The sequence below is a fragment of the Rhodanobacter geophilus genome, assembly GCF_040812275.1.
Classification (GTDB): domain Bacteria; phylum Pseudomonadota; class Gammaproteobacteria; order Xanthomonadales; family Rhodanobacteraceae; genus Rhodanobacter_A; species Rhodanobacter_A geophilus.
This window is the reverse complement of record NZ_JBFOHL010000007.1, coordinates 81,043-102,962: the sequence shown is the minus strand read 5'-3', so window position 1 is coordinate 102,962 and position 21,920 is coordinate 81,043. Positions and strand designations below refer to the sequence as shown.

Below are 21,920 nucleotides of genomic sequence, written 5' to 3'. Positions count from 1 at the left end.
GTCAGCGCAGCAGCGCGGGGTGATGGTCGGCCAGTCCGGCGATCAGCTCGCCGAACAGGCTGTTGGCCCAGGCGAACCAGGGCCGCGTGAATTTCGCCGGATCGTCCTGATCGAAGGCCTCGTGCATGAAGCCGGTGCCGGCGTGGGTGGTCTTGAGCCAGTGCAGGCACTGGCGGATCTCGCCGGCGTCGTCGCTGGTCAATGCGCGCACCATCAGCGACATCGGCCAGATCATGCGCAGGCCTTCGTGCGGGCCGCCGATGCCTTCCGCCGCCGTGCCGCGGAAGAAATACGGATTGCGCCCGCCCCATGCGCGGGCGCGGGTACGCCGGTAGCGCGCGTCGTCGCGCGCGCAGAAGCCGAGATAGGGCAGCGCCAGCAGGCTGGGCACGTTGGCGTCGTCCATGGACAGCTGGTTGCCGTAGCCATCCACCTCGTAGGCCCAGAAATCCTGCCCGGCCTCGTGCATCACGGCGTATTGCTCCAGCGCCGCCTGCACCTCGCCGGCCAGCGCTTCGCAGTCGGCGGCGAAGGCGGCATCGCCATGCAGGGCGCGCGACATCTCCGCGAGCTGGCGCAGCGACACCACGGCGTAGGCATTGGCCGGCACGAACAGTGGATAGATGCAGGCATCGTCCGAAGGCCGGAACATCGAGCAGATCAGTCCCACCGGCTTCGCCGGGTTGCCGTAGCCGTCCAGCGGCACCGTGTCGGTGGGCACCGCCGATGCGCGCTGGAAATGGTACGGTCCCGGCCCGTGCTTGCGCTGCTGCGCGCGGAACGTGGCCAGCACCGCGTGCATCGCCGCACGCCAGTCGTCGTCGAACGGCACGCGGTCGCCGGTAGCTTTCCAGTAGCCGTGCGCGATGCGTATCGTCCAGCACAGCGAGTCGATCTCCCACTTGCGCTCGGCCACGCCGGGCTTCATGTCGGTGACATCGTGCTGCGCCCAGCTCAGGTTGGTGCGTGCCTGCGGATCGGGCATGAAGGCATTGGCGTAGGGGTCGATCGCGATGCAGGCCGCATGGCGATGGATCAGGCCGCGGTACAGCCGGCGCAGCGACTCGTCCCTCGCCGCCAGCGGCAGGTACGGCCATACCTGCGCGGAGGAGTCGCGCAACCACATCGCGTCGATGTCGCCGGTGACGATGAAGGTGTCCGGCTTGCCGTGCAGGGTGCCCAGCTGCACCGTGGTGTCCAGCGTGTTCGGGTAGCAGTTGCCGAACAGCCATGCGAGTTCGGGATCGCCGATCTTCGCCTGCACGCGCGCGATCTCCGCCTCCACCGCGGCGCTGGAGAACTTGCGCTTGCCCGGTGGCGGGCGATGGCTGGGGCGCATCGGCGCCGTGCCCGCCGTGGCGAAGCCGGGCAAGGCCAGCGCCGCGGCACCGCCGCCGATCAGCTTGAGCAGGTCACGCCGGGAAAACGCATCCGGGGTCATGGTGCCAACACCTCTTTGCCGTCGATGGTGAACGTGGAAGCGACGCCCGCGGCATCGCCGGGCTGGCCGCCGCCGATGAACACGCGATAGTCGCCGGGTTCGACCGCGCGCGTGCCTGCCGCATCCACGCTGCTCACGTCGCGCGCCGAGAGTATGAAGCTCACGCGCCGGCTTTCGCCCGGGGCGAGATGCACGCGCCGGAAGCCGACCAGCGCGTGGCGCGGCGACCATGGCGACGGCGGCGTGTCTAGGTACACCTGCACCACCTCGTCGCCTGCGCGCGTACCCGTATTGCGCAGCTCGGCGCTTGCCTGCAACGTCTCGCCCGCCTTCAGCGCCGGCGCCGACAGCGTGGGCGCGGCATAGGCGAAGCGCGTGTAGCTCAGCCCGTAGCCGAACGGATACAGCGGCGTGCCGCGGAAATAGCGGTAGGTGCGGCCCTGCATCGCGTAACTGGTGAACGGCGGCAAGTCCCGCACCGAGCGATAGAAGGTCACCGGCAGCCGACCGGCGGGATCGGTGTCGCCGGCCAGCGCCTGCGCGATCGCCGTGCCACCGGCCTGCCCCGGATACCACGCGGCGAGGATGGCGTCGGCATGCTGCTTCGCCCAGTCCAGCGCCACCGCGCCGCCGGACATCAGCACCACGACCAGCGGCTTGCCGGAGGCCGCGGCGTGTTCCAGCAAGGCGCGCTGCGGCGCGGGCAAATCCAGCGAAGTGCGGTCGCCGCCCGCGAAGCCGGGCACCTCGATCTGCAAGGCCTCGCCTTCGACATCCGGCGACAGGCCGACGAAGGCGACCACCGCGTCCGCCGCCTGCATCGCGCGGTCCGCCTCGGCCAGTTGCACCGCGGGCGGCGCCAGCCACTGCAGGCGCACGCCGCCGTCCTGGCTGCGATGCACCAGTTCCATGCGCAGGGCATGCGGCTTGCCGTCGGCGAAATGCAGCTTCGCCTGCATGTGCCGGTCGTCGCCCTCGTCCGCGAGCACCGGCTTGCCATCCACGAACAGGCGCACCGCATCGTGCGCGGAGCAGTCGAAGCAGCGGTCCACGTGCACGGCCAGCGTGTAGTCGCCCGGCCCCGGCGGCAGCAACTCGCCGTTCCAGCGCACGGCGTAGTGGTCGGCGGCCAGGCCGGTGGCAGGTGCCGCGCGATCCCAGTCGAAATCGATCCTGCGGTCGATGCGCGAGAGTTTCGCCGCGCCGCCGAAATCCGTGTTCGCGTAATACTCGCCATCGAGACCGGCCGTGCCGTTCGGCGTGCGAAGCGCGGTCTCCGGCACCGGGATCGGCACGCCCGCCGCCACCGGCGCACCCTGCGCATAGCTCACGGCCCCGTTGCCGAAGCGCTCGCGCAGGCCCTGCAGCGGCGTCACCGGCGCACGCGCAACGCCGTGGTAGTTCGCCTCCAGCGTTTCCAGCGTGTCGGCATCGGGGCCGATCACCGCGAGACGCGGACTGCCGCGCAGCGGCAGCGTGCCGTGCGCGTTCTTCAGCAGCACCAGCGACTCCTGCGCGGCCCGCAACGCCAGCTTGCGGTGCGCGGCGCTGTCGATGTCGTTCGCACCGAGCTGCGCATACGTCTCGTCGCCGCCGAGTTCGCCCAGGCGGTAGCGTGCGCTGAACAGGCGCACCAGCGCGGTGTCCAGCGCGGACCCGGGAAGCAGTCCCTTGCGCACCGCGGCGGCAAGGCCGGCATAGGTGTGGCCGCAGTCGAGATCGGTGCCGGCGCGCAGCGCGGCCACGGCGGCCTGCTCGTCGTCGGGCTTGTAGTGATGGAAGCTGGAGATGTCGCCCACCGCGTCGCAGTCCGACACCACGTAGCCGGCGAAGCCCCAGTCCTTGCGCAGGCGCGTGCCCAGCAAGGCCGCGTTGGCGCACATCGGCACGCCGTCGAGCGCGTTGTAGGAACACATCACCGAGCCGGCACCGCCCGCGGTGACCGCGGCGCGGAAGGCCGGCAGGTAGGTGTCCTCCAGGTCGTGCGGCGACACCACGGCATCGAAGCTGTCGCGCCCGGTTTCCGGCCCGCTGTGCGCCACGAAGTGCTTGGGCGTGGCGATGGCGCGCGGGTGCCGCGCATCGTCGCCCTGGATGCCGCGCACGAAGGCCACCGCGAGGCTGCCGGCGAGGACGGGATCCTCGCCGTAGGTTTCCTGGCCGCGGCCCCAGCGCGGGTCGCGGTCGATGTTGATGTTCGGCGACCAGATGGTCAGGCCCTGGTAGCGCGCGTGCGCCTTGCCCGCGCCCGCCATGTTGAAGCTGGCGCGCGCCTCCACCGACACCGTGCCGCCCACCGCCCGCAGCAGCGGCGCATCCCAGCTCGCGGCCAGGCCGATGGCCTGCGGGAACACGGTGGCATAGCCGTCGCGCGCGTGGCCGTGCAGGCCTTCGTTCCACCAGTCATAGGCAGGCACGCCGAGGCGCGGGATCGCCGGCGCGTCGTTCTGCAGCTGCGACACCTTTTCCGCCAGCGTCATCTTCGCCACCAGCGCGGCCGCGCGCGCTTCGGCGCCTTGCGTCTGCGCAGAGGCGCCCGTCGCCGCCAGCAACGAAACGAGGAGCGTGGCGCCGGCGATGCGCTTCCTCACGGCGTGCTTGCCGTGGCGCCGTACAGGCTGCGCACCGTCAGCGCGCGCCGCAGCGCGGCGGCGGCGGCCGTGCTTTCCACCCGCAGCGTCACCGACCCGCCGGGCAGCAGGTCGAACGCGTTGTCGGACAGGCGCGCGTCGGGATCGGCCTCGCCGAAATCCACCCACACCTCGCGCGCGAGATGCCGCGCGCTTACCGTGAGGCTGCGACCATCGGCGGAAAGCGTCGCCTGCAGGCCCGGATCGGGCAGCGCGAGGTTCTTCGCGTCCTCGAAATACACCAGGTGCCGCGAAAGCGGCCTGCCGTGATCGAGCAGCTCGAATACCGCCACCGTGTGGCGCGGATCGCCGCCGTGCAGCAATTGCGCGTCGGCGTAATCGCCGGCCGGCGTGCTGGCCAGCGCGGCGACATGCGCGGGCTGCGTGTGTTCCCACAGCGGATTGCCGTCCATGTCGAGCACGCGCACGCGCAGCTCGGCATCGAACGGCGCGGTGCGGTCGGACACCAGCGACACCTGCGTCTGGCCGTTCCTGCGGATCGCCACCACGCGCAGCGGCGCGTAGAAACGCTTCGCGTGGTACTGCAGCGCCTTCCAGCGGCCGTAGTAGTCGATGCTGGCCCAGGTGGCGCCGGGCCACACGTCGTTGAGCTGCCAGTACAGCGAGCCCATGCTCTGCGGGCGCGAGGCGCGCAGGTGTTCGGCGGCGAGCTGGATGCCCTCCGCCTGCATCACCTGGCTGAGGTAGACCAGCGCGGCGAAGTCCCTGGGCTTGCCGTAGCCGCGTTCCACGTACATCAGCAGGCGCTGGTTGCCGCGGCCCTTGTCGAACTTCTGGTGCGCGCGCAGCATGGGCGAATCGATATCCAGGTCGGACGGTTCAAGCACGCTGCGCAGCGTCGCCAGCGACGGGAAGGATTGCAGGCCGTATTCGGACTGGAAGCGCGGCGTGACGTCCAGGTAGGCCGTCGGCGGCAGCGCCTTGCCCGACCACACGTCCCAGTAGTGGTAGTCGCCGTCGTCCAGCACGTTGGCCTTGCTGTCGTAGTCGCTGCTGGGCGTGCTCGGCCAGTACGGCACCCCGGGCGACTGCGTGGCCACCACGTCGCGCAGCGTGTGGTCGAACAGCTCGCGCATGCCCTGCTCGATGCGCTGCACTTCCGCCCTGGGCTGCGTGGCCTTGAGATGCGCGCCGCCGCCCCAGGACTCCCACGCGGTTTCCACCTCGTTGTTGCCGGCCCACAGCACGATGGAGGGATGGTCGCGCAGGCGATCCACCTGCTGGATCGCCTCGATGCGCGTGTTGTCGCGGAAGGCCTTGTCATAGGGCGGGATCGCGCCGCCGAACATGAAGTCCTGCCACACCATCAGGCCCAGCTTGTCGGCCTCGGCGTAGAACGCATCGTCGAAGTAGTAGCCGCCGCCCCAGATGCGCAGCATGTTCATGTTGGCGTCGCGCGCGGACTGCAGCATCGCATCGATGCGCGCCGGCGTGACCCGGTTCGGGAACATGTCCTGCGGGATCACGTCCGCGCCCTTGGCGAAGATCGGCACGCCATTCACCACGAACGCGAAGCTCTTGCCCCAGCGGTCCTTCTGCCGCAGCAGTTCGACGCTGCGCAGGCCGGTGCTGCGGTCCGCGCTGGCCACGAGCCGGCCACCCATGTCCACGTCGACGTGGAAGTCGTACAGGTTCGGCGTGCCGTAGCCCACCGGCCACCAGCGCTGCGGATGGGCGATGTGCAGCGGCAGCGCGACGTGGTTGTCGCCGGCCTTCAGCGCGATGTCGCTGTCCTGCGACTGCGTGCTGCCGTCCGGCGCGCGCCAGCGCAGCGCGACCCTGGCCGTGCCGGCCGCAGCGGCGTGGATGTCGAGCTGCGCCTGCAGGTCCGCGGCGTCCGCGGTGACCTTCGGTTGCGCGATGTGGAAATCGGCGAGGCGCAGCGCGTCCCAGCTCTCCAGCTTCACGTCCTTCCAGATGCCCTCGGTGACGATGCGCGGGCCCCAGTCCCAGCCGTACTGCCACGCGGCCTTGCGCACGTAGTTGGCCGTCTGCTTGCCCTCGGGCTCGTCGCCGAAGGCCGAGTCGAATTCGCCCGGCAGCGCATACGGCTGCTGCAGGAGCCAGGGCTGCAAACGCGCGATCGGCGAATGCAGGGTGACTTCCAGCGTGTTCGTGCCCGCATGCAGCCATGCCTTCGCCGGCACGCGCCAGCGGCGGAACATGTTGTCGGCGGCGAGCAGCTTGTGGCCGTTGAGCGAGACGTCCGCGTACGTGTCCAGCCCGTCGAACACCAGCTCCACGTGCCGGCGCGCCAGCGTGGCCGCGTCCACCGTGAAAGTGCTGCGGTACTGCCAGTCGGACAGGCCGACCCACTGGATCTTCGCCTCGTTGTCGCGCCAATAGGGATCGGGCACCAGTTTCGCGGCGAGCAGGTCGGTCTGCGCCGTGCCGGGCACGGTCGCGGGCAGCCATTGCGCGGCGGCCGGATGGTCGGCGGCGTGCTTGTCGCCGGGCGCGAGGCGGAACTGCCAGCCGCCGTCCAGCGATTGCGTCGCCAGCGTCGACGCCATGCCCGGCAGGGGCGCGACCAGCGCCAGCGCGAGGAGCGCACCCGCCAGCCGGCGTCCGCGGGCGTCCACCACTCCATGCGTGCGGCGCTTCGTGGAGGTCTCCACCGTGCGCCGCGCCATCCGGTTTGCCATCGTCCGCCCCCTCCTGATTCACCCGCATGCCGGGAACCGCCTCCCGCAGGCGAAGAGGCGGCACGGCGGCGTATGGTCGCCATGGATTTAGATCGATCCATGTGGACGCTAACACCGACCTGGCCACGACGCATGCCGCATTGCAAAAGAACCGCACGCGAAGGCACGACAGCCACGCCCGCCGGCCGCTTCAACCGATCCAAAGCAGCAGGCCGCATTGCCGCTGCCAGCGCCCAACCGGCGTCAGTAATCCAGATGCAGGACCAGCAGATGCAGGCTGCCGACGAACCACAGCGTGGCGAGACAGGCCGCGAGCAGGGCCGCGCTGTTGAGCTTGCGCCACCAGCCACCCGGCACGCGCCACGCATGCCAGGCGTTCATCGCCGCCGCCGCGATGCCGAGGATCGCCAGCACGCCGAACAGCTGGATCAGCCGCAGCACGCCGTCGAAGCCGCTGTCCATCTCCGCGATGCTGGCGTCGATGCGCATCAGCACCCCGACCCAGCCCGCGTAGAACAGCAACTGCGCGATCGCGGCGACGCGGCTCAGCCGGTACCAGAGCCGCGCCCGGCCGGCCAGCGCGAACGGCTTGCCGCAGGCGCGCCGCACCAGCGCGGCGACCGGCCACAGCAGCGCCACCAGCGCGAACAGCAGCACGATCGCGCCCAGCAGCGGCAGGTTCCATCCGGCCGAGCGCAAGCCCGACACCGGCAGGAACACCATCACCGGCGACACCGCGTCGATCGACAGCCAGCGCACCTGGCCATGCTCCACCCGCGCGCCAAGACGATCCCGCCCGCCGACCTCGCGCCACAGGAACGGCGCCACCTCGCGCCAGTGCAGCGGCCGGCCCGCGGGATTGCGGAAGCCCGGCGTCACCAGCTCGCCGTTGCGGTCCTGCTCGATGCGCACCTGCGAGAGCAGTCCCAGCATCGCCATGAAGCTCGATGCCGAGGTGCGGCTGTTCGCGTAACGCCCCACCAGCAGGGCACCATCCCTGCGCGCGCTCGCCGGCGCGGGTTGCGGCACTTCCGGCGGGGCCGGGAAATAGCGGTCGGTGAACCCATCCAGCAACTGCTTGCGCAGGCCACCGTCGTCGCTGCCGTCGATGGACACGAACACGCCCACGCCCTGCTGCGGGAACAGCGCCAGCTCGCTGTGGAACCACTGGGTGTCGCCGCCGTGGCCGAGGATCTCCTGGCCGTTGCGATCCATGTGGTAGAAGCCCAATGCCATCGCGTGCAGGCCGGGCACCGCGGCGCGGCTGTAGTCCTGCATCTGGCGCAGCGTGGCGGGCGCGAGGATCTGCGCGCCGTGGTAGCTGCCGCCCTGCAGCTGGGCGAGCATGAAGCGCGCCATCGCCTCGCCGCTGGCCGACAGCGCGCCGGCCGCCGCCGCGTTCACCAGCTCGAACGGCTTCGGCGGCGCGCTTGCCTGCGCATAACCCCGCGCCATGTGCGGCGCCAGCGCCGCCGGCAGCGGCTGGCGGAAGCTCGCGTACTGCATGCCCAGCGGTTGCAGGATGTGCTGCCCGACGTAGTCGTCGAACGGCTGGCCGGACACGCGCTGCACGATGTAGCCGGCCAGCGCCGCGCCGTAGTTGGAATACGCCGGCACCCGGCCCGGCGGATAGATCCGCTCGGGCACCCACTCCTTCACCCACGCCGCGTTGCCGAGGAAGTGCCTCGGGTCGCCGGCGAACAGGTTCTTGATCGTCTCCTCGAAGCCGGGCGTGTGCGTCATCAGCTCGCGCAGCGTCACCGGCTGGCCGTCGCGCGGCGGAATCCTGAAATCGAGGTAGCGGTTCACGTCCGCGTCGAGGTCGAGCTTGCCCTGCTCGACCAGCTGCATCACCGCGGTCCAGGTGAACAGCTTGGAGATCGAGCCCACCCGGAACAGCGTGCTGGCCGGATCGACCGGCTTGTCCGCCGCCACGTCGGCGTTGCCGTAGCCCTTCGCCAGCAGCACCTGGCCGTCCTTCACGATCACCACCACCGCACCGGCGAGGTCGTTCTTCGCCAGCCCGTACGGCATCAGGCCATCCAGCCAGGCCCCGGCATCATCCGCGCTGAGCGGGCGCGCGCCCAGCGGGGTGGGCTTGGGCGGCGCCTTCTCCGCCAGCGGGTGTATCTCGATCTGCGCCGTCGCCGCCGTCGCGAACATCGACAGGAAGATGCACAGGAACAGGCGAAGCGGGCGGCTCATGGCGATATCCGTGGCGGCGGCGGAGTCAGGCTGCGCCATCAAACCACGTCGCCCGTGAAATCCGCCCGACGGCACGCGACCACGCGCCGGAGTCGCGATCCCGGTCGCATCCTGCGCGCCCCGCCGGTCGCGCCATTCGACCGGATATGCATGTCGACACTGGTTGCTGCGATGCGATGCTGCCTAACCTTGCGCGAGTCGCCCCACGCAGGATCATCTCCTTGACGTCCCCCGCCCATGCATCGCAACCCGGCACGCACCCGGCCACCGCCGTCCGGCCCGAGCTGTCGTTCCGGCAGATCTGGAACATGTGCTTCGGCTTCCTCGGCATCCAGTTCGGCTTCGCGCTGCAGACCACCGACGTCAGCCGCATCTTCCAGACCCTGGGCGCCTCGCTGGAGCAGATCCCGCTGCTGTGGATTGCCGCGCCGATCACCGGTCTGATCGTGCAGCCGATCATCGGCCATTGCTCCGACCGCACCTGGACCCGGCTGGGCCGGCGCCGCCCGTATTTCCTCGCCGGCGCGCTGCTCGCCACGCTGGCGCTGTTGTGGATGCCGAACGCCGGCACGCTGTGGATGGCGGCGGTCCTGCTGTGGCTGATGGACGGCACGTTCAACGTGGCGATGGAACCGTTCCGCGCCTTCGTCGCCGACCAGCTGCCGGTGCGCCAGCGGCCGCTGGGCTACCTGCTGCAGAGCTTCTTCATCGGCCTGGGCGCGGTGGTGGCCTCGATGCTGCCGTGGCTGCTGGCGCGCTGTGGCGTCAGCAACGTGGCCGCGGACGGCGGCATTCCCGACACGGTGAGGTACGCGTTCTACGTCGGTGGCGCGGCGCTGCTGGGCGCGGTGCTGTGGACGGTGGCGAGCACCCGCGAATACCCGCCGGAGCAGCTGCTGGCGTTCGATCCCGCGCCCGCCGCCGGCGCGCTGCCCGACCTGCGCGGCATCTGGCGCAACGGCGTGCTGTGGTTGCTGGCCGGCATCGCGCTGGCCGCCATGATTCGTTTCCTCCACCTGCGCGACGAGGTCTACCTGCTGGCCGGCGGCCTGGTCGTCTACGGCCTGCTGCTGGTCGGCTACGAGGCCGCGCTGAAGCTGCGCCCCGCGCTGGCGTACAGGCGCGGCCTGCTCGGCCACGTGCTGGGCGACCTGCACGTGATGCCCGCGGCGATGCGCCAGCTCGCCTGGGTGCAGCTGTTCTCGTGGTTCGCGCTGTTCTCGATGTGGATCTACACCACCGCCACGGTGGCGCAGGTGCAGTACGGCGCCAGCGACGTGCACTCGGCGCTCTACAACGAGGCGGCGAACTGGGTCGGCGTGCTGTTCGCCGTCTACAACGGCTGCGCCGCGCTGGCGGCGATCGTGATTCCGCTGATGGTGCGCCGCTGGGGCCTGCGCGTGAGCCACCTGGTGAACCTGTGGCTGGGCGGCGCGGGGTTGCTGGCCTTCCTGTTCATCCGCGGCCCGCACTGGCTGCTGCTGCCGATGCTGGGCGTGGGCTTCGCCTGGGCCTCGATCCTGGCGCTGCCCTACGCGATGCTCTCGGACAACCTGCCAGCGGCGAAGATGGGCGTGTACATGGGCATCTTCAATTTCTTCATCGTGATCCCGCAGCTGGTCGCCGCCAGCGTGCTGGGCGAGCTGCTGAAGCGCTGCTTCCACGGCCAGCCGGTGTGGGCGCTGGCAACGGGCGGCGCCAGCCTGTTCGTGGCGGGGCTGTGCACGCTGCGCGTGCAATTGGAAGAAGCGCGCGCCGGCTGACCCGAGGTCATGAATCCGACAGTTCCGCCGCGCCATTGGGCATCCCCTGCCGATGCGCGACTGCGGCGCGCTTCCTAGCATGAAGGGCATCACCGCCGGAACAAGTGCATGGCCATCGACCTCGACCGTCCCTATCCGCTGTCCCCGCAGCAGATCGCCGCTTACCGCCGCGACGGCTTCATCAAGCTCAAGGACGTGTTCAACGCCGACGAGCTGCGCCGCTACGGCGAGGAGATCACCCGCCTCACCATCGCGCTGAACACGCAGACCAAGCCGCTGGAAGAACGCAGCACCTACGACCGCGCCTTCCTGCAGGTGATGAACCTGTGGGAAGAGAGCGACACGGTGCGCGAGTTCGTGTTCGGCAAGCGCCTTGCCGGCATCGCCGCCGCGCTGATGGAGGTGGACGGCGTGCGCCTGTACCACGACCAGTCGCTGTACAAGGAACCGGGCGGCGGTATCACCCCCGCGCATGCCGACCAGTACTACTGGCCGGTGGCGAGCGACCGCACCATCACCGCCTGGGTGCCGCTGCAGGCGGTGCCGCAGGACATGGGGCCGCTGGCCTTCTTCGCCGGCAGCCAGCACGAGGCGTTCGGCCGCGACCTGGAGATCTCCGACGAGAGCGAGCAAGCGATCACCGCGAACATGCAGGCGCACGGCTTCCGCGTGGTGGATGAGCCGTTCGACCTGGGCGAGGTGAGCTTCCATTCCGGCTGGACCTTCCACCGCGCCGGCCCCAACCGCTCCACCCGGCCGCGCTCGGTGATGACGGTGATCTACCTGGACCGCGACATGCGCCTGAAGGCACCGGACAATCACATGCAGCGCGCCGACTGGGAGCGCTGGTGCCCCGGTGCGGCGATCGACGCCGTGATCGACACGCCGAAGAATCCGCTGTTGTTCGAGGGCAAGGTCGCCGCATGACGGCCGGCGTCGCCCGCGGCAGCGCGATCATCGCCGACGGCGGGGGGCGCTTCATCGTCGACACCGTCGAGGTCGACCCGCCCGGGCCGGGCGAAGTGCGCGTGGCGATCGCCGCAGCCGGCGTCTGCCACACCGACCACGCCTCGCTGCACTGGCCGGGCCCGCTGGTGCTGGGCCACGAGGGCGCCGGCCATGTCGAGGCCATCGGCGAAGGCGTGGCAGGCCTGCAGATCGGCCAGCCGGTGCTGCTGAACTGGGCGATCCCCTGCGGCCATTGCTGGCAATGCGAGCACGGCGCCGCGCCGCTGTGCGAACGCACCCACGAACTCGACGTGCCGCGTCTCGGCAACAGCCGCGCCCATGCCGGTGCCACGCGCTGGCTCGGGCAACCCATCCAGCGCTCCTTCCACCTTGGCACCTTTGCGCACTACACGCTGGTCCGCGCGGAAGCGGTGACGCCGCTGCCGCCGGACCTTCCGCTCGACGCGGCCTGCATCCTCGGCTGCGCGGTGATGACCGGCGTGGGTTCGGCGGTGAACGTGGCCGCGGTGGCGCCCGGCGACACCGTGGCGGTGCTCGGCTGCGGCGGCGTGGGCCTGAACGTGATCCAGGGCGCGCGCATCGCCGGCGCGCGCGGCATCATCGCGATCGACCGCGTGCCGGAACGGCTGGAACGCGCCCGTGCACTTGGCGCCACGCACGCCCTGCTGCCGCACGAGGGCGACGACAACCACGCGCAGCTGGTCGCCGAAGTGCGTGCGTTCACCGACGGCCGCGGCGTGGACCACGCCTTCGAGGCCACCGGCGTGCCCGCGCTGGCCTTCCTGCCGCTGCAGCTCGCCCGCAACGGCGGCAACGCGTTGCAGGTGAGCGGTGCGCACGGCCCGGCCTCGCTGGAACTCACCGACCTGTTCTGGAACAAGCGCTACCTCGCGCCGCTGTACGGCGGCTGCGTGCCGTCGCGCGACTTTCCGCGACTGTTCGAATGGATCGCCGGTGGCCAGCTGGAACTCGCGGCGCTGGTCAGCCACCGCTACCCGATGCAGGCGCTGGATCGCGCCTTCGACGACATGCTGGCCGGACGCAGCAGCAAGGGCGTGCTGCGCATCGCATGAACGACGACATCTTCCGCACCATCGAGGTCTCCGATCCCGCCATCGCGGCGGACGGGCTCACCTTCGTCACCGTGAAAAGCCGCGCGCTGCGCCGGCGCGCCGACGTCACCCTGTACGTTCCGCCGGTGGCGCAGGGCGTGGCGGACCTGCCTGTCGTGGTGCTGCTGCACGGCGTGTACGGCTCGCACTGGGCCTGGGCGCTGAAGGGCCGCGCGCATCTCACCGCCGCGCGCCTGATCGCGCAAGGCGCGCTGCCGCCGGTGGCGCTGCTGATGCCGTCCGACGGCCTGTGGGGCGACGGCTCCGGCTACGTGGTGCACGCCGACCACGACGTCGAGCGCTGGATCGTCGACGAAATGCCGGCGCTGGCGCAGGACGTCGTCGCGGGCTGCAGCGCACGCTCGCCCCTGCTGGTGGCCGGCCTCAGCATGGGCGGCTTCGGCGCGCTGCGGCTGGCCGGCAAATACCCGCAGCGCATCGCGGCGGCGGCGGCGCTGTCGGCGGTGACCGACGCCGCGCAGTTCGATGCGCTGATCGAGGAAAGCCGCGCCGGCTGGAGCGAGGCAGCGGGCGACCGCAACGTGCTGGCCGCGCTGGCCGCGGCCGGCGGTCCGCGGCCGGCGCTGCGCATCGACTGCGGCCTCGACGATCCCTACCTGGAAGGCAACCGCGAGCTGCACCACGAACTGCAGCGCGCCGGCATCGCGCACCACTACGCCGAAGGCCCCGGCGGCCACGACTGGAACTACTGGTCGGCCACGCTGGAACACACGCTGCGCTTCTTCGGCGAGGTGCTGCGCGCAACGGAGGACGACGCATGAAACCCGCACGGCCGCTGCTTGCCGCTTTCGCCACCCTGTTCGCCGTGGCCACCCTGTCCACGCGGGCCGCCACGCCGCCGCCCGCGCCGCCGGCCAGCCAGGTGTTCTACCAGGTCTTCTTCCGCAGCTTCCGCGACTCCAACGGCGACCGCATCGGCGATCTCAAGGGGCTGACCGCGAAGCTCGGCTACATCCGGCAGCTCGGCGCCACCACCATCCTGCTCACGCCGCTGCAGCCCTCGCCGTACTACCACAACTACTTCGCCACCGCGTTCAGGGCCGTCGATCCGGCCTACGGCACGCTGGACGACTACTTCGCCTTCGTCCGCGCCGCGCACGCGCAAGGCCTCAAGGTCTACCTGGACGAGGAATTCCAGTACGTCGCCGAAGGCCACCCGTGGTGGCGCGACTCGATCTGCAAGCCGCATGCGCAGTACGCCGGTTACCTGCTGTGGAAGGACCGGCAGCACTGCGTGGCCCAGCCCTTCCTCGACAAGGCGAAGTGGCTGGGCTACGACGGCCGCGACATCGGCATCGCGATGGTGAACCTGGAGAACCCGGCGGTGCGCGACTACTTCCGCGACCTGCTGCTGTACTGGGCCGACCCGCATGGCGACGGCAGCGGTCGCGACGGCGTGGACGGCTTCCGCATCGACCACATGATGGACGACCTCGACCACAAGGGCCTGGATACGCACCTGTTCACGGATTTCTGGGCGCCGATCTTCCAGGCGCTGAAGGCGCGCCGCCCCACCCTGCGCATCCTCGCCGAACAGGCCGGCTGGGGCTACGGCACGAAGTGGCTGACGGACGGCCACGTCGACATGGTGTTCGCCTTCCCGCTGCGCGGCGCGCTGGTGTCGCTGGACAAGCGGACCATCGTCAAGGCGATCCGCGCCACCGACGCCGCCACGCCGGCAGGGAAGCAGCAGGTGGTCTTCCTTGAGAACCACGACGTCGACCGCTACATGTCGGAGGTCCGCGGCGACCCCGCGAAGGCGCGCGCCGGTGCCGCCATCGAGCTGATGCTCAAGGGCGATCCGCTGATCTACTACGGCCAGGAACTCGGCATGCGCGGCATGCAGCCGAAGAACGTCGGCAAGTCCGGCGGCATCCCGCTCACCGACGCCGTCGGCATTCCCGTGCGCGAGGCGTTCCGCTGGCAGGCGGACCTGGAAGCCCCCGGCTCGGCGATCTGGTACAAGGGCGGCCAGTGGTTCTGGAAGGATCGCTACAACCGCTCGAACGATGGCGTGTCCCTGCAGGAAGAGGAGACGCGGCCGGATTCGCTCTACCACTGGTATCGCCGGCTGCTGGCGCTGCGCCACGCGCGGCCGGAGTTGCGGCAAGGCAGCCAGCGCATCCTCTGCGACGACGACAGCGCGGTGCTGTGCATCCTGCGCGAGGACGGCCGGCGGCGCACGCTGCTGCTGGTCAACCTCGGCAAGACCGAGGCCAGGCCGCGACTCGACCCCGCGCTGGCCGCCGGCCCGGCATGGGTCGATCTGCTCGACGGCGGCAAGCCCGCCCCGGTCGATGCGGTGCTGCGCCCCATGCAGGTGCGCATCATGGGAACGCCCGAGTAGCGGCCATCCGGTCGCCTGATCGGCGACAATCGGGCGGAACCGCAACGGAGCCGCCTGCCGCACATGCCGCTTTCCCACCTCGATCGCCCGATCTGCGAACCGGTCGAATTGCCGCCGGGTGCGATCGTGCGCACCGAGCGCATCCGCCAGGGCCGCGAGGCGACCGCCACCGATCCCTTCGTGCATTTCCACGACGTGCACGAACTGGTGCTGTTCGGCCGGGTCGCCGGGCACTTCGACACGGACGACCGTCGCTACGCGCTGGCTCCACGCGACATCGCCTTCATCCCCTCGATGCACCAGCACGACTTCTTCCTCGAAGGCGGCCCACGCGACTGGGTGCTGGTGCAGATCGATGCCGCGGCCGGCGAGGCGCTGGCACGCGTGCCGGGGCTGGAGTGCCTGCGCCGGCCGTTCTGCGCCCGCCCCGGCCGCAGCCTCCACCGCCGGCTGTCCCTGCTCGCCGACTGGCTGGTCGACCTCGGCGCCATGGATCCGCTGGCGCTGCCGCTGGCCGAGCTGCTGCTGCGCGCGATCGTCCTCGCGCCGACGATCGAAGGCGACCGGCTCGCCGCCGACGCGCACGGCCTGCAGCGCCTGCGCCCGGCCATCGACAGGCTGCGTCGCGACCCGGCGCATGCTCCCGGCGCAGAACAGGCCGCGGCACTGTGCGCGCTGTCGCCCGCCTACTTCAGCCGTCGCTTCAAGCAACAGGTGGGGATGAACTGGAGCGACTACGTGCGCACGCATCGCCTGCACCTGGCCAGCCGCATGCTGCTGGAATCGGCGCGCAGCATCGCCGCCATCGCGGGCGAACTCGGTTTCGCCACCCCGTCGCACTTCGGCGAACTGTTCCATCGCCGCTTCGGCATGACACCGCTGGACTATCGGCGCGCCGGCCTGCGGCGGCCTGCCCCGAAGTCCTGATTTGCCCGATTCCCACCCAGTGCTGCCCGCGGGCAGCACTGGCGCAAACCGTCAAAAATCCCGGCTGAGAGCCCTGCTAGAACGAAGAAGCGTGCAAGAGCGCAGGCTGTGTTGGTGGCTTGAGCGCCGATGGGGCATCACTGCGCATCTTCTTGGCCCACTCCAACCATTCGGACAGCACGATGAGGTGCCACAGGCCGCGTGAGTGGTCTTCCAACCTTTGCATGTGCTCCTCCATCAATGCCAATGCAGCATCCACGCGGACGCCGACGCTGCGCAGGGTTTCATCTGACAGCCTTTCCATCGCCCAGTCGTGGAGAGGACCGCGCAACCATTGGCCAAGCGGCACGGAGAGACCGCGCTTCCGGCGTTCGACGATCTCCGGCGGCAGGTAGCGACGCGCGTAGTCCTTCAGGAACGCCTTGGTGCGAAGCCGCTTGATCCTGGCAGTTGCCGACAGCGTGCTTGCGTATTCGATCACCGCACGATCAAGGAACGGTGCCCGGATCTCCAGGCCGTGACACATCCCTCCTCGATCAGCCTTGGCCATCAGCGCATCCGGCAACGAATGCTCGAAGTCGTAGCATTGAACCAGGTCGAGCAGCGTCAACCCGTGGTGTTCGATGTGATCCACCGGACAATCCATGCCCAGTCGTTGAATCCATTCCGGCGACAGGTTCGCGTTCCAAAGCAGGTGCCGTGCCAGGCCATCGTGCGCCTGCCCCCCGATGAATTTCTTGAGCAGGAAGGACAGCGAGACTTTCCTGTCGCTGACGGGAAGCACATCGACCAGGCGCCGAATGACCCGGCGCAGCGGGGCCGGCAGCTTGCCGTAATGCGCTGACCACAACGCGCCAAGATACGTGGGATAGCCGCCGAACAACTCGTCTGCACCTTCGCCGGCCAGCAGCATCTTCACGTCATGCGACGCGCGTTCGGTCACCAGGTACAGCGGGAGCCACGCGGGATCGGCCAGTGGCTCCCCGGTTGTCTGTATGAGGCGCCTGAGCATCTGCGGTACATGGGATGCGCCAAGCGTGACCGTGGCAAGTGGACAATCGTGCAAACGAGCGATGGTCTGCGCACCGCTTCCTTCATCGAAGGAGCTTTCCTCGAAGCGGATGCAGTAAGCCCTGAGTCGGCGTGCCGGTCGCACCTGGCGCGCTACGGCCGTTATGAGCGATGAATCCAGCCCACCGCTGAGCAGCACGCCGTAATCCACGTCGACATCGGTCTGCCGTTCGATCGCGTTCCGGAAGATGGAATCAAACGCGGATGCATCGGGCGGCGAGGTTTGCTTCTTGCCGAAGGGCGCTGTCCAGTAGCGCATGTAGCGCATCGTGTTTCTTTCCCGCACGATCATCTCGCCAGGGCAGACTTTGAACTGCCGGGCGAACGGCGTCCGGGGCGACGGGCAATAACCTGAGCGCAGGTAATGGGCCAGGGACTGCCGATCCATCTCCATATCCGCCGGCGCCGCAACCTGCAGGGCAGCGAGTTCCGATGTAAACCAGATGCCTTGCGCGGAAGTGGCGTAATACAAGTGCCTTTCCCCGGCACGATCCCTGGCGAGGATGAGGCGCTTCTTGCGGGGATCCCACAGTGCCAGCGCAAATACGCCATCGAGATGTTCGAGAAAGCCGAGGTCCTTTTCGAGATAGAGCGGCGCGATGACGGCAATGTCGCTGCTCGACTCGATCACATGCCCTTGTGTGGCAAGCGAGGCACGCAGGGCACGGTGATTGTCGATCTCGCCATTGCAGGCGACGACGACGCCGGATTCGTGCACGAACAGCGGCGGCTGCACCTGGTCGACCCCGCGTATGGCGAGCCGGTTGGCTCCCATGCCGACATTCTCGCTGGTGTATTCGGCTTGCCCATCGGGCCCGCGGTGGCGCATCGCCGAAAGCATGGCTTGCACCTGGCGCGTGATCGCCCCGGGGGAGCCCTCGTGGTGGTTCATCAAGACGCCGCCAATGCCGCACATGCTCATCAGTTCCTTGATGGATTGCCAATGAAGATCGACCGCTTCAATCGTGCGCAACGAACAAGAGGTACTTGCGCCACGCACCAGCCGGTGTGGCCGATGCCTGGCAATGGCCCAGCGCGCGCTCGAGGTCTTCCCGGGATATGCCGCGATCGATCAGCAGCAACGACTGGCCTTGCGCCTTGATGGCTGCACAAATCTGCGTTGCCGCATCCGCGTCCATCCAGCGGATGCCGTAGACGGGCTTGCCCAGGTAGAGACGCATGCCCCACGGCGTCTGTTCCTCGATGGCATAGCTGTCGGTGGCTTTTTCCACGAACACGAGGGCGCGGTAGTCGATGCCGACGGCAGCCGTCGCCACCTCCCGTGCACCTACGTCATCGTCGATATGCGCGCCGTAGGCATAGGCGGTCACGGCCTTGATCGAGAGCAGCGTCCCCACCCATGCGGCCAGCAGAAACGCGTTGCGGCGAGATGCGAGGTCGAACGCCGGTGCCATGCGCGACGCCACAAGCAAGGCCAATGGCAGGAACAGCGGCAGCAGGTACAACGGGAGCCGGGATTTCGCCAGACAAAAAACCACGAAAGGAAGGACGAACCACAGAAACAGCAACAGCCGGATCGAACGCTTCTCGCGCCATGTCCGCCACGACGACGGACTCGCTGCGACCTTGACCGCACGCACTGCCCCGCCCCACCAAGGCAAAGTGCCGAATATCAGCACCGGAGCGTAGACGACGATCCAGCCGAAGCTTCCCGAGTGCCGCACGTACATGTTTGTGAAGATCCGCCCATAGACTTCATCGTGAATGAAGTAATGGAGCAGACCGGAATACCGGGAAATCACCAGGACGTACCAGGTGAAACCCACCACCAGGAACACCAGCAGATCGCCTGCAGCAAACAGCCGGCCAGCGGCGCGCCAGCCGTCGCACAGTACGGTGAACGCGATGATCGCCAACAGTGGGAGCAGGCCAGGTGGACCCTTGATGAGAAACGCCAAGCCAAACCCCAGCCACATCAGCAGGCGACCATACCGGCGCTGCAACACGGAATCAGGCCATGCAAACATCATGAATCCGAGGACGGCAACGCTCTCGGCAAGGGTCAGCAACACGTCGGTGCTGATGATGTTCGAGGTGAGGAACGGAAACAGGGATGTGGCGTATACCAGCGGCGCGAGCCACGGCTTCCCGGGACACACCTTGCGCCCCATGGCAAAGAGGATCAGAAGCGTGGCCAGATAGGCCAGCGCATAAGGCAATCGGGCGGCCCAGGTATTGCGTCCGAACAGCTGCATGGATCCGGCGATGACCCAGTACGTCAACGGCGGCTTGGAAAAGTTGAGCTCCGCCGGACTGTAGGCCGGCACCATGTAGTTGCCCGAATCCATCATCTGCAATGCGGCGTCCACGTAGCGCCCTTCATCCGGGCCCCACAATCCGCGCGAGCCCTGGAAGGTGAAGCCGAGCAGAATGCCCAGGACCACTATCCATAGGAGGGTCCGTGACGTCCGCGGTGGAGCCGCGCCCCGGTTGATGGCACGTGCGTCGATGCCGCCGATCATGGTGCTTCTCTGTGGATGGAGTGGCGCTCCTTCGCGACCTTGGCTGGCGTCTTGCGGCTGACCAGTTGCAGGTTCCGGAAGAAGATCGCCAGCGTCATGGCTTCGCCGGAAATGAAAACCGGATCGCGCCGGTGGATGGCGTAGGCAAGAATCAACACGCCGGCAATGACACTGATCTGCCAGAAAACGCGCGGGAAACGGCTCTTGCCGAGGATCTCGCTATGCAGCCACTGCACGACGAAGCGCGCGCCGAACAACGCCTGCCCAAGCAGCCCGACAGCCAGCCAGACGTATCGCGTATCCACGTGGATCATCGCGCTGCCTCCGCGATGCCCGTGCGCGCTTCGCGCCAGCGCAACTGGATGTTGCGGCAATACACGAACAGGCCCGTGGCCTGCCCGACGATGAACACTGGGTCGCGCCGTTCGATGGCATAGGCCAGCAATCCGACGCCGCCCACCGCGCTTGCATACCAGAACGACATGGGGATGCTGCTCTCGCGCCGCCATTCGCTGTAGATCCATTGCATGACGAAGCGCGCCGAGAAAACCAGCTGGCTGCCCAGGCCAACGACCATCCACAGGGTGCCGGTGCCGGTCACAGATCCTCCTGCGGCAAGGCTTTCGCCAGGGCCGGTGCCAACCACACGGCCAGCGATATGCCGCGGAACGGCTGGATGTAGACCGCTTGCGCGCGATCCGCCTGGCTCAGCCGCTTCGGGTAGACGATGACGAGCCCGTCGGCATGCTGGTCTGCCCACTTCAGCAGCGCGTGCGTGCTGTGCAATTGCTCGACCGGTTGGGTCAGGCGACCGAGGAAGGCGTACTGGCCATCGTTCGATTCGAGACTGGCTACGGGGCGACCTTCCTGTTGCGCCTTGGCCACCAGCTTGCTGACCGGCATGAAATCGTAGGCGGGCCATAGCGTGAGACTGAAAAGACCGTTCGCCGCCACGGCCGCCACGAGCCCCACGCCTGCCACGCGATGCAGCTCACCCTTGCGGGGTACGACCAGCAGCAGGGCCAGCAGCAGGCACAGCACGCCGAATGGCCGGCCGTGGGGAGCCGTGATCAAGTAGATCGGGTCGGACAACACATGGTGGGCGACCAGCGCATCCAGTCCGATCAGGGCGGACCCGGTTGCCGCAAGCAGCACGGCAAGCGGCCAGGGCGCCAGCCAGCGACTATTTGCTTCACCCGATGCATGGGCGCGTTCGAGCACGACTGCCATCAACATCGCCATGCCGCCGAACTCGGGCAACAGGTAATACGCCTGTTTGCCGCTGATGACCGAGAACCCCAACAGCACTGGAAGCAGCCACGCAAGGAGAAAGCGCGCGCCGGAGTCCAGCGGCTGGCGCCAGTGCAGCAGTGCCGCCCACAGGCGTGGCCAGAGCGTGAATGGAAAGGCCAGTACGGGCAGCAGTGGCAGATACCACCAGTACGGGTGCGCGTGCGCGAAGGCATCGACCACACGGCCCGCGGTCTGGTGCACCAGCAGCCTGTGCTGATAGGCCTCGCCGCCGATCCGCGCGGCCGGCAGCGCCCACGCCAGCAGCACTACGCAGGCGGCCAGGAGGGAAAGTCCACCTCGGCCATACCACAGTCGGCGTTCCCGGCGTGCCCACTCGCTCCACAGCGGGCCAAGCAGCCAGGGCAAGCCAACATGCAGCACCACCACGGGCCCCTTGGTCAGCAGGCCAAGGCTGAGGGCAAGTAGGAATCCGCCGAAGTGCGGGGCTTTTCCGTGTGCGGCTGGCGCCAGGCACAGCAGCGCGGCAAGTACGCAGTCGGCCAGCAGCACCTCATACATGACCTGCAGGCCGAACAGAAAGCCATAAGTGAAGGCCAGCAGGATCCACGCGGTGGCGTGCGCAATGCGCTTGTCCTGCGGAAACAGGGTGCGCGCCAAACGCCATGCCAGCACCAGTTGAATAGCTCCTAGCGCGACCTCCAGCAAGCGTGGCCAGACATCGTTGACGCCGGCCACGCTCCAGCCCGACTGGATCAGCCACAGCAGCAGCGGCGGTTTGTCGCTGTAGGGGAGGCCATTGAGGTACGGCACCAGGATGCTGTGGTGAAGCCACATCTCCCACGCGACGGACAGCGTGCGCGTCGAATACATGGGCATCGGGCCATGCTGGAAGATGGCGATCAGCGCCGCAGCCACCCAGAGCGGCAACCAAAGCCACGGCAGTGCCCGTGCAAGCGAATCACGCGCAAGCAAGCGGCCTGGCGGACGTGGCTGACTCATGGCGCCAGCACTTGCCGCAGGGACAGGTCGTC

The 21,920-nt window shown here is 68.7% G+C and carries 15 protein-coding genes; 6 read left to right on the top strand and 9 right to left on the bottom strand.

The features are described from left to right. Position 1: 1 nt before the first annotated feature. The 4 genes from ABQJ56_RS09230 to ABQJ56_RS09215 all read right to left on the bottom strand — a co-directional run bounded on the left by ABQJ56_RS09230 (position 2) and on the right by ABQJ56_RS09215 (position 8,942). Complete coding sequence (locus tag ABQJ56_RS09230; RefSeq protein WP_367844719.1) at positions 2-1,441, bottom strand: glycoside hydrolase family 125 protein; 1,440 nt, start codon at positions 1,439-1,441, stop codon at positions 2-4. Beyond that, positions 1,438-4,032, bottom strand: a complete 2,595-nt coding sequence (locus ABQJ56_RS09225) for a glycoside hydrolase family 3 protein (RefSeq protein ID WP_437343409.1) — start codon at positions 4,030-4,032, stop codon at positions 1,438-1,440. Before ABQJ56_RS09225 ends, ABQJ56_RS09230 begins: the two co-directional genes overlap by 4 nt. Further along, the gene (locus ABQJ56_RS09220; protein ID WP_437343411.1) at positions 4,029-6,605 is read right to left on the bottom strand and encodes a beta-mannosidase; all 2,577 of its coding nucleotides are present in this window, start codon (positions 6,603-6,605) and stop codon (positions 4,029-4,031) included. Before ABQJ56_RS09220 ends, ABQJ56_RS09225 begins: the two co-directional genes overlap by 4 nt. Before the next feature lie 375 nt (positions 6,606-6,980). Beyond that, complete coding sequence (locus ABQJ56_RS09215) at positions 6,981-8,942, bottom strand: serine hydrolase domain-containing protein (RefSeq protein WP_367844718.1); 1,962 nt, start codon at positions 8,940-8,942, stop codon at positions 6,981-6,983. Between the two features lie 308 nt (positions 8,943-9,250). On the opposite strand from ABQJ56_RS09215, the gene ABQJ56_RS09210 reads away from it, so the two are divergent. The 6 genes from ABQJ56_RS09210 (at position 9,251) to ABQJ56_RS09185 (ending at position 16,081) form a co-directional block, all read left to right on the top strand. Then, the gene (locus ABQJ56_RS09210) at positions 9,251-10,705 is read left to right on the top strand and encodes an MFS transporter (protein WP_367844815.1); all 1,455 of its coding nucleotides are present in this window, start codon (positions 9,251-9,253) and stop codon (positions 10,703-10,705) included. A 108-nt stretch (positions 10,706-10,813) separates the two neighbouring features. After that, positions 10,814-11,632, top strand: coding sequence for a phytanoyl-CoA dioxygenase family protein (locus ABQJ56_RS09205; protein ID WP_367844717.1), 819 nt, complete (start codon positions 10,814-10,816; stop codon positions 11,630-11,632). After that, a complete protein-coding gene (locus ABQJ56_RS09200) occupies positions 11,629-12,747 on the top strand; it encodes an alcohol dehydrogenase catalytic domain-containing protein (protein ID WP_367844716.1) in 1,119 nt (372 codons plus the stop codon). Before ABQJ56_RS09205 ends, ABQJ56_RS09200 begins: the two co-directional genes overlap by 4 nt. Beyond that, positions 12,744-13,568, top strand: coding sequence for an alpha/beta hydrolase (locus ABQJ56_RS09195; RefSeq protein WP_367844715.1), 825 nt, complete (start codon positions 12,744-12,746; stop codon positions 13,566-13,568). Before ABQJ56_RS09200 ends, ABQJ56_RS09195 begins: the two co-directional genes overlap by 4 nt. Further along, complete coding sequence (locus ABQJ56_RS09190; protein ID WP_367844714.1) at positions 13,565-15,154, top strand: alpha-amylase family glycosyl hydrolase; 1,590 nt, start codon at positions 13,565-13,567, stop codon at positions 15,152-15,154. Before ABQJ56_RS09195 ends, ABQJ56_RS09190 begins: the two co-directional genes overlap by 4 nt. 63 nt (positions 15,155-15,217) lie before the next feature. Further along, positions 15,218-16,081: an AraC family transcriptional regulator gene (locus tag ABQJ56_RS09185; RefSeq protein ID WP_367844713.1), complete on the top strand. Its 864-nt coding sequence runs from the start codon at positions 15,218-15,220 to the stop codon at positions 16,079-16,081. A gap of 76 nt (positions 16,082-16,157) precedes the next feature. Here the strand turns inward: ABQJ56_RS09185 and asnB are convergent, their stop codons facing one another. Genes asnB through ABQJ56_RS09160 form a run of 5 tightly spaced genes read right to left on the bottom strand, consistent with a single transcriptional unit; the run spans position 16,158 to position 21,888 of the window. Beyond that, positions 16,158-18,125 carry an asparagine synthase (glutamine-hydrolyzing) gene (gene asnB, locus ABQJ56_RS09180; RefSeq protein ID WP_367844712.1) on the bottom strand — a complete coding sequence of 656 codons (1,968 nt, stop codon included), beginning with the start codon at positions 18,123-18,125 and terminating at the stop codon, positions 16,158-16,160. Beyond that, complete coding sequence (locus ABQJ56_RS09175; RefSeq protein WP_367844711.1) at positions 18,112-19,635, bottom strand: ArnT family glycosyltransferase; 1,524 nt, start codon at positions 19,633-19,635, stop codon at positions 18,112-18,114. Before ABQJ56_RS09175 ends, asnB begins: the two co-directional genes overlap by 14 nt. Then, positions 19,632-19,949 (bottom strand): lipid-A-disaccharide synthase N-terminal domain-containing protein, encoded by a 318-nt coding sequence (locus ABQJ56_RS09170; RefSeq protein ID WP_367844710.1) that lies wholly within the window; start codon positions 19,947-19,949, stop codon positions 19,632-19,634. The genes ABQJ56_RS09175 and ABQJ56_RS09170 overlap by 4 nt, the downstream gene beginning before the upstream one ends. Beyond that, positions 19,946-20,236: a lipid-A-disaccharide synthase N-terminal domain-containing protein gene (locus tag ABQJ56_RS09165; protein ID WP_367844709.1), complete on the bottom strand. Its 291-nt coding sequence runs from the start codon at positions 20,234-20,236 to the stop codon at positions 19,946-19,948. Before ABQJ56_RS09165 ends, ABQJ56_RS09170 begins: the two co-directional genes overlap by 4 nt. Further along, positions 20,233-21,888, bottom strand: a complete 1,656-nt coding sequence (locus ABQJ56_RS09160) for an ArnT family glycosyltransferase (RefSeq protein ID WP_367844708.1) — start codon at positions 21,886-21,888, stop codon at positions 20,233-20,235. Before ABQJ56_RS09160 ends, ABQJ56_RS09165 begins: the two co-directional genes overlap by 4 nt. Positions 21,889-21,920 lie beyond the last annotated feature (32 nt).

What these genes read in the sequence shown, in the direction of transcription:
- ABQJ56_RS09230 (WP_367844719.1), bottom strand. Translation starts at nt 1,441, where the DNA reads ATGACCCCGGATGCGTTTTCCCGGCGTGACCTGCTCAAGCTGATCGGC.
- ABQJ56_RS09220 (WP_437343411.1), bottom strand. Translation starts at nt 6,605, where the DNA reads ATGGCGTCGACGCTGGCGACGCAATCGCTGGACGGCGGCTGGCAGTTC.
- ABQJ56_RS09215 (WP_367844718.1), bottom strand. Translation starts at nt 8,942, where the DNA reads ATGAGCCGCCCGCTTCGCCTGTTCCTGTGCATCTTCCTGTCGATGTTC.
- ABQJ56_RS09210 (WP_367844815.1), top strand. Translation starts at nt 9,251, where the DNA reads ATGTGCTTCGGCTTCCTCGGCATCCAGTTCGGCTTCGCGCTGCAGACC.
- ABQJ56_RS09205 (WP_367844717.1), top strand. Translation starts at nt 10,814, where the DNA reads ATGGCCATCGACCTCGACCGTCCCTATCCGCTGTCCCCGCAGCAGATC.
- ABQJ56_RS09200 (WP_367844716.1), top strand. Translation starts at nt 11,629, where the DNA reads ATGACGGCCGGCGTCGCCCGCGGCAGCGCGATCATCGCCGACGGCGGG.
- ABQJ56_RS09195 (WP_367844715.1), top strand. Translation starts at nt 12,744, where the DNA reads ATGAACGACGACATCTTCCGCACCATCGAGGTCTCCGATCCCGCCATC.
- ABQJ56_RS09190 (WP_367844714.1), top strand. Translation starts at nt 13,565, where the DNA reads ATGAAACCCGCACGGCCGCTGCTTGCCGCTTTCGCCACCCTGTTCGCC.
- ABQJ56_RS09185 (WP_367844713.1), top strand. Translation starts at nt 15,218, where the DNA reads ATGCCGCTTTCCCACCTCGATCGCCCGATCTGCGAACCGGTCGAATTG.
- ABQJ56_RS09175 (WP_367844711.1), bottom strand. Translation starts at nt 19,635, where the DNA reads ATGATCGGCGGCATCGACGCACGTGCCATCAACCGGGGCGCGGCTCCA.
- ABQJ56_RS09170 (WP_367844710.1), bottom strand. Translation starts at nt 19,949, where the DNA reads ATGATCCACGTGGATACGCGATACGTCTGGCTGGCTGTCGGGCTGCTT.
- ABQJ56_RS09160 (WP_367844708.1), bottom strand. Translation starts at nt 21,888, where the DNA reads ATGAGTCAGCCACGTCCGCCAGGCCGCTTGCTTGCGCGTGATTCGCTT.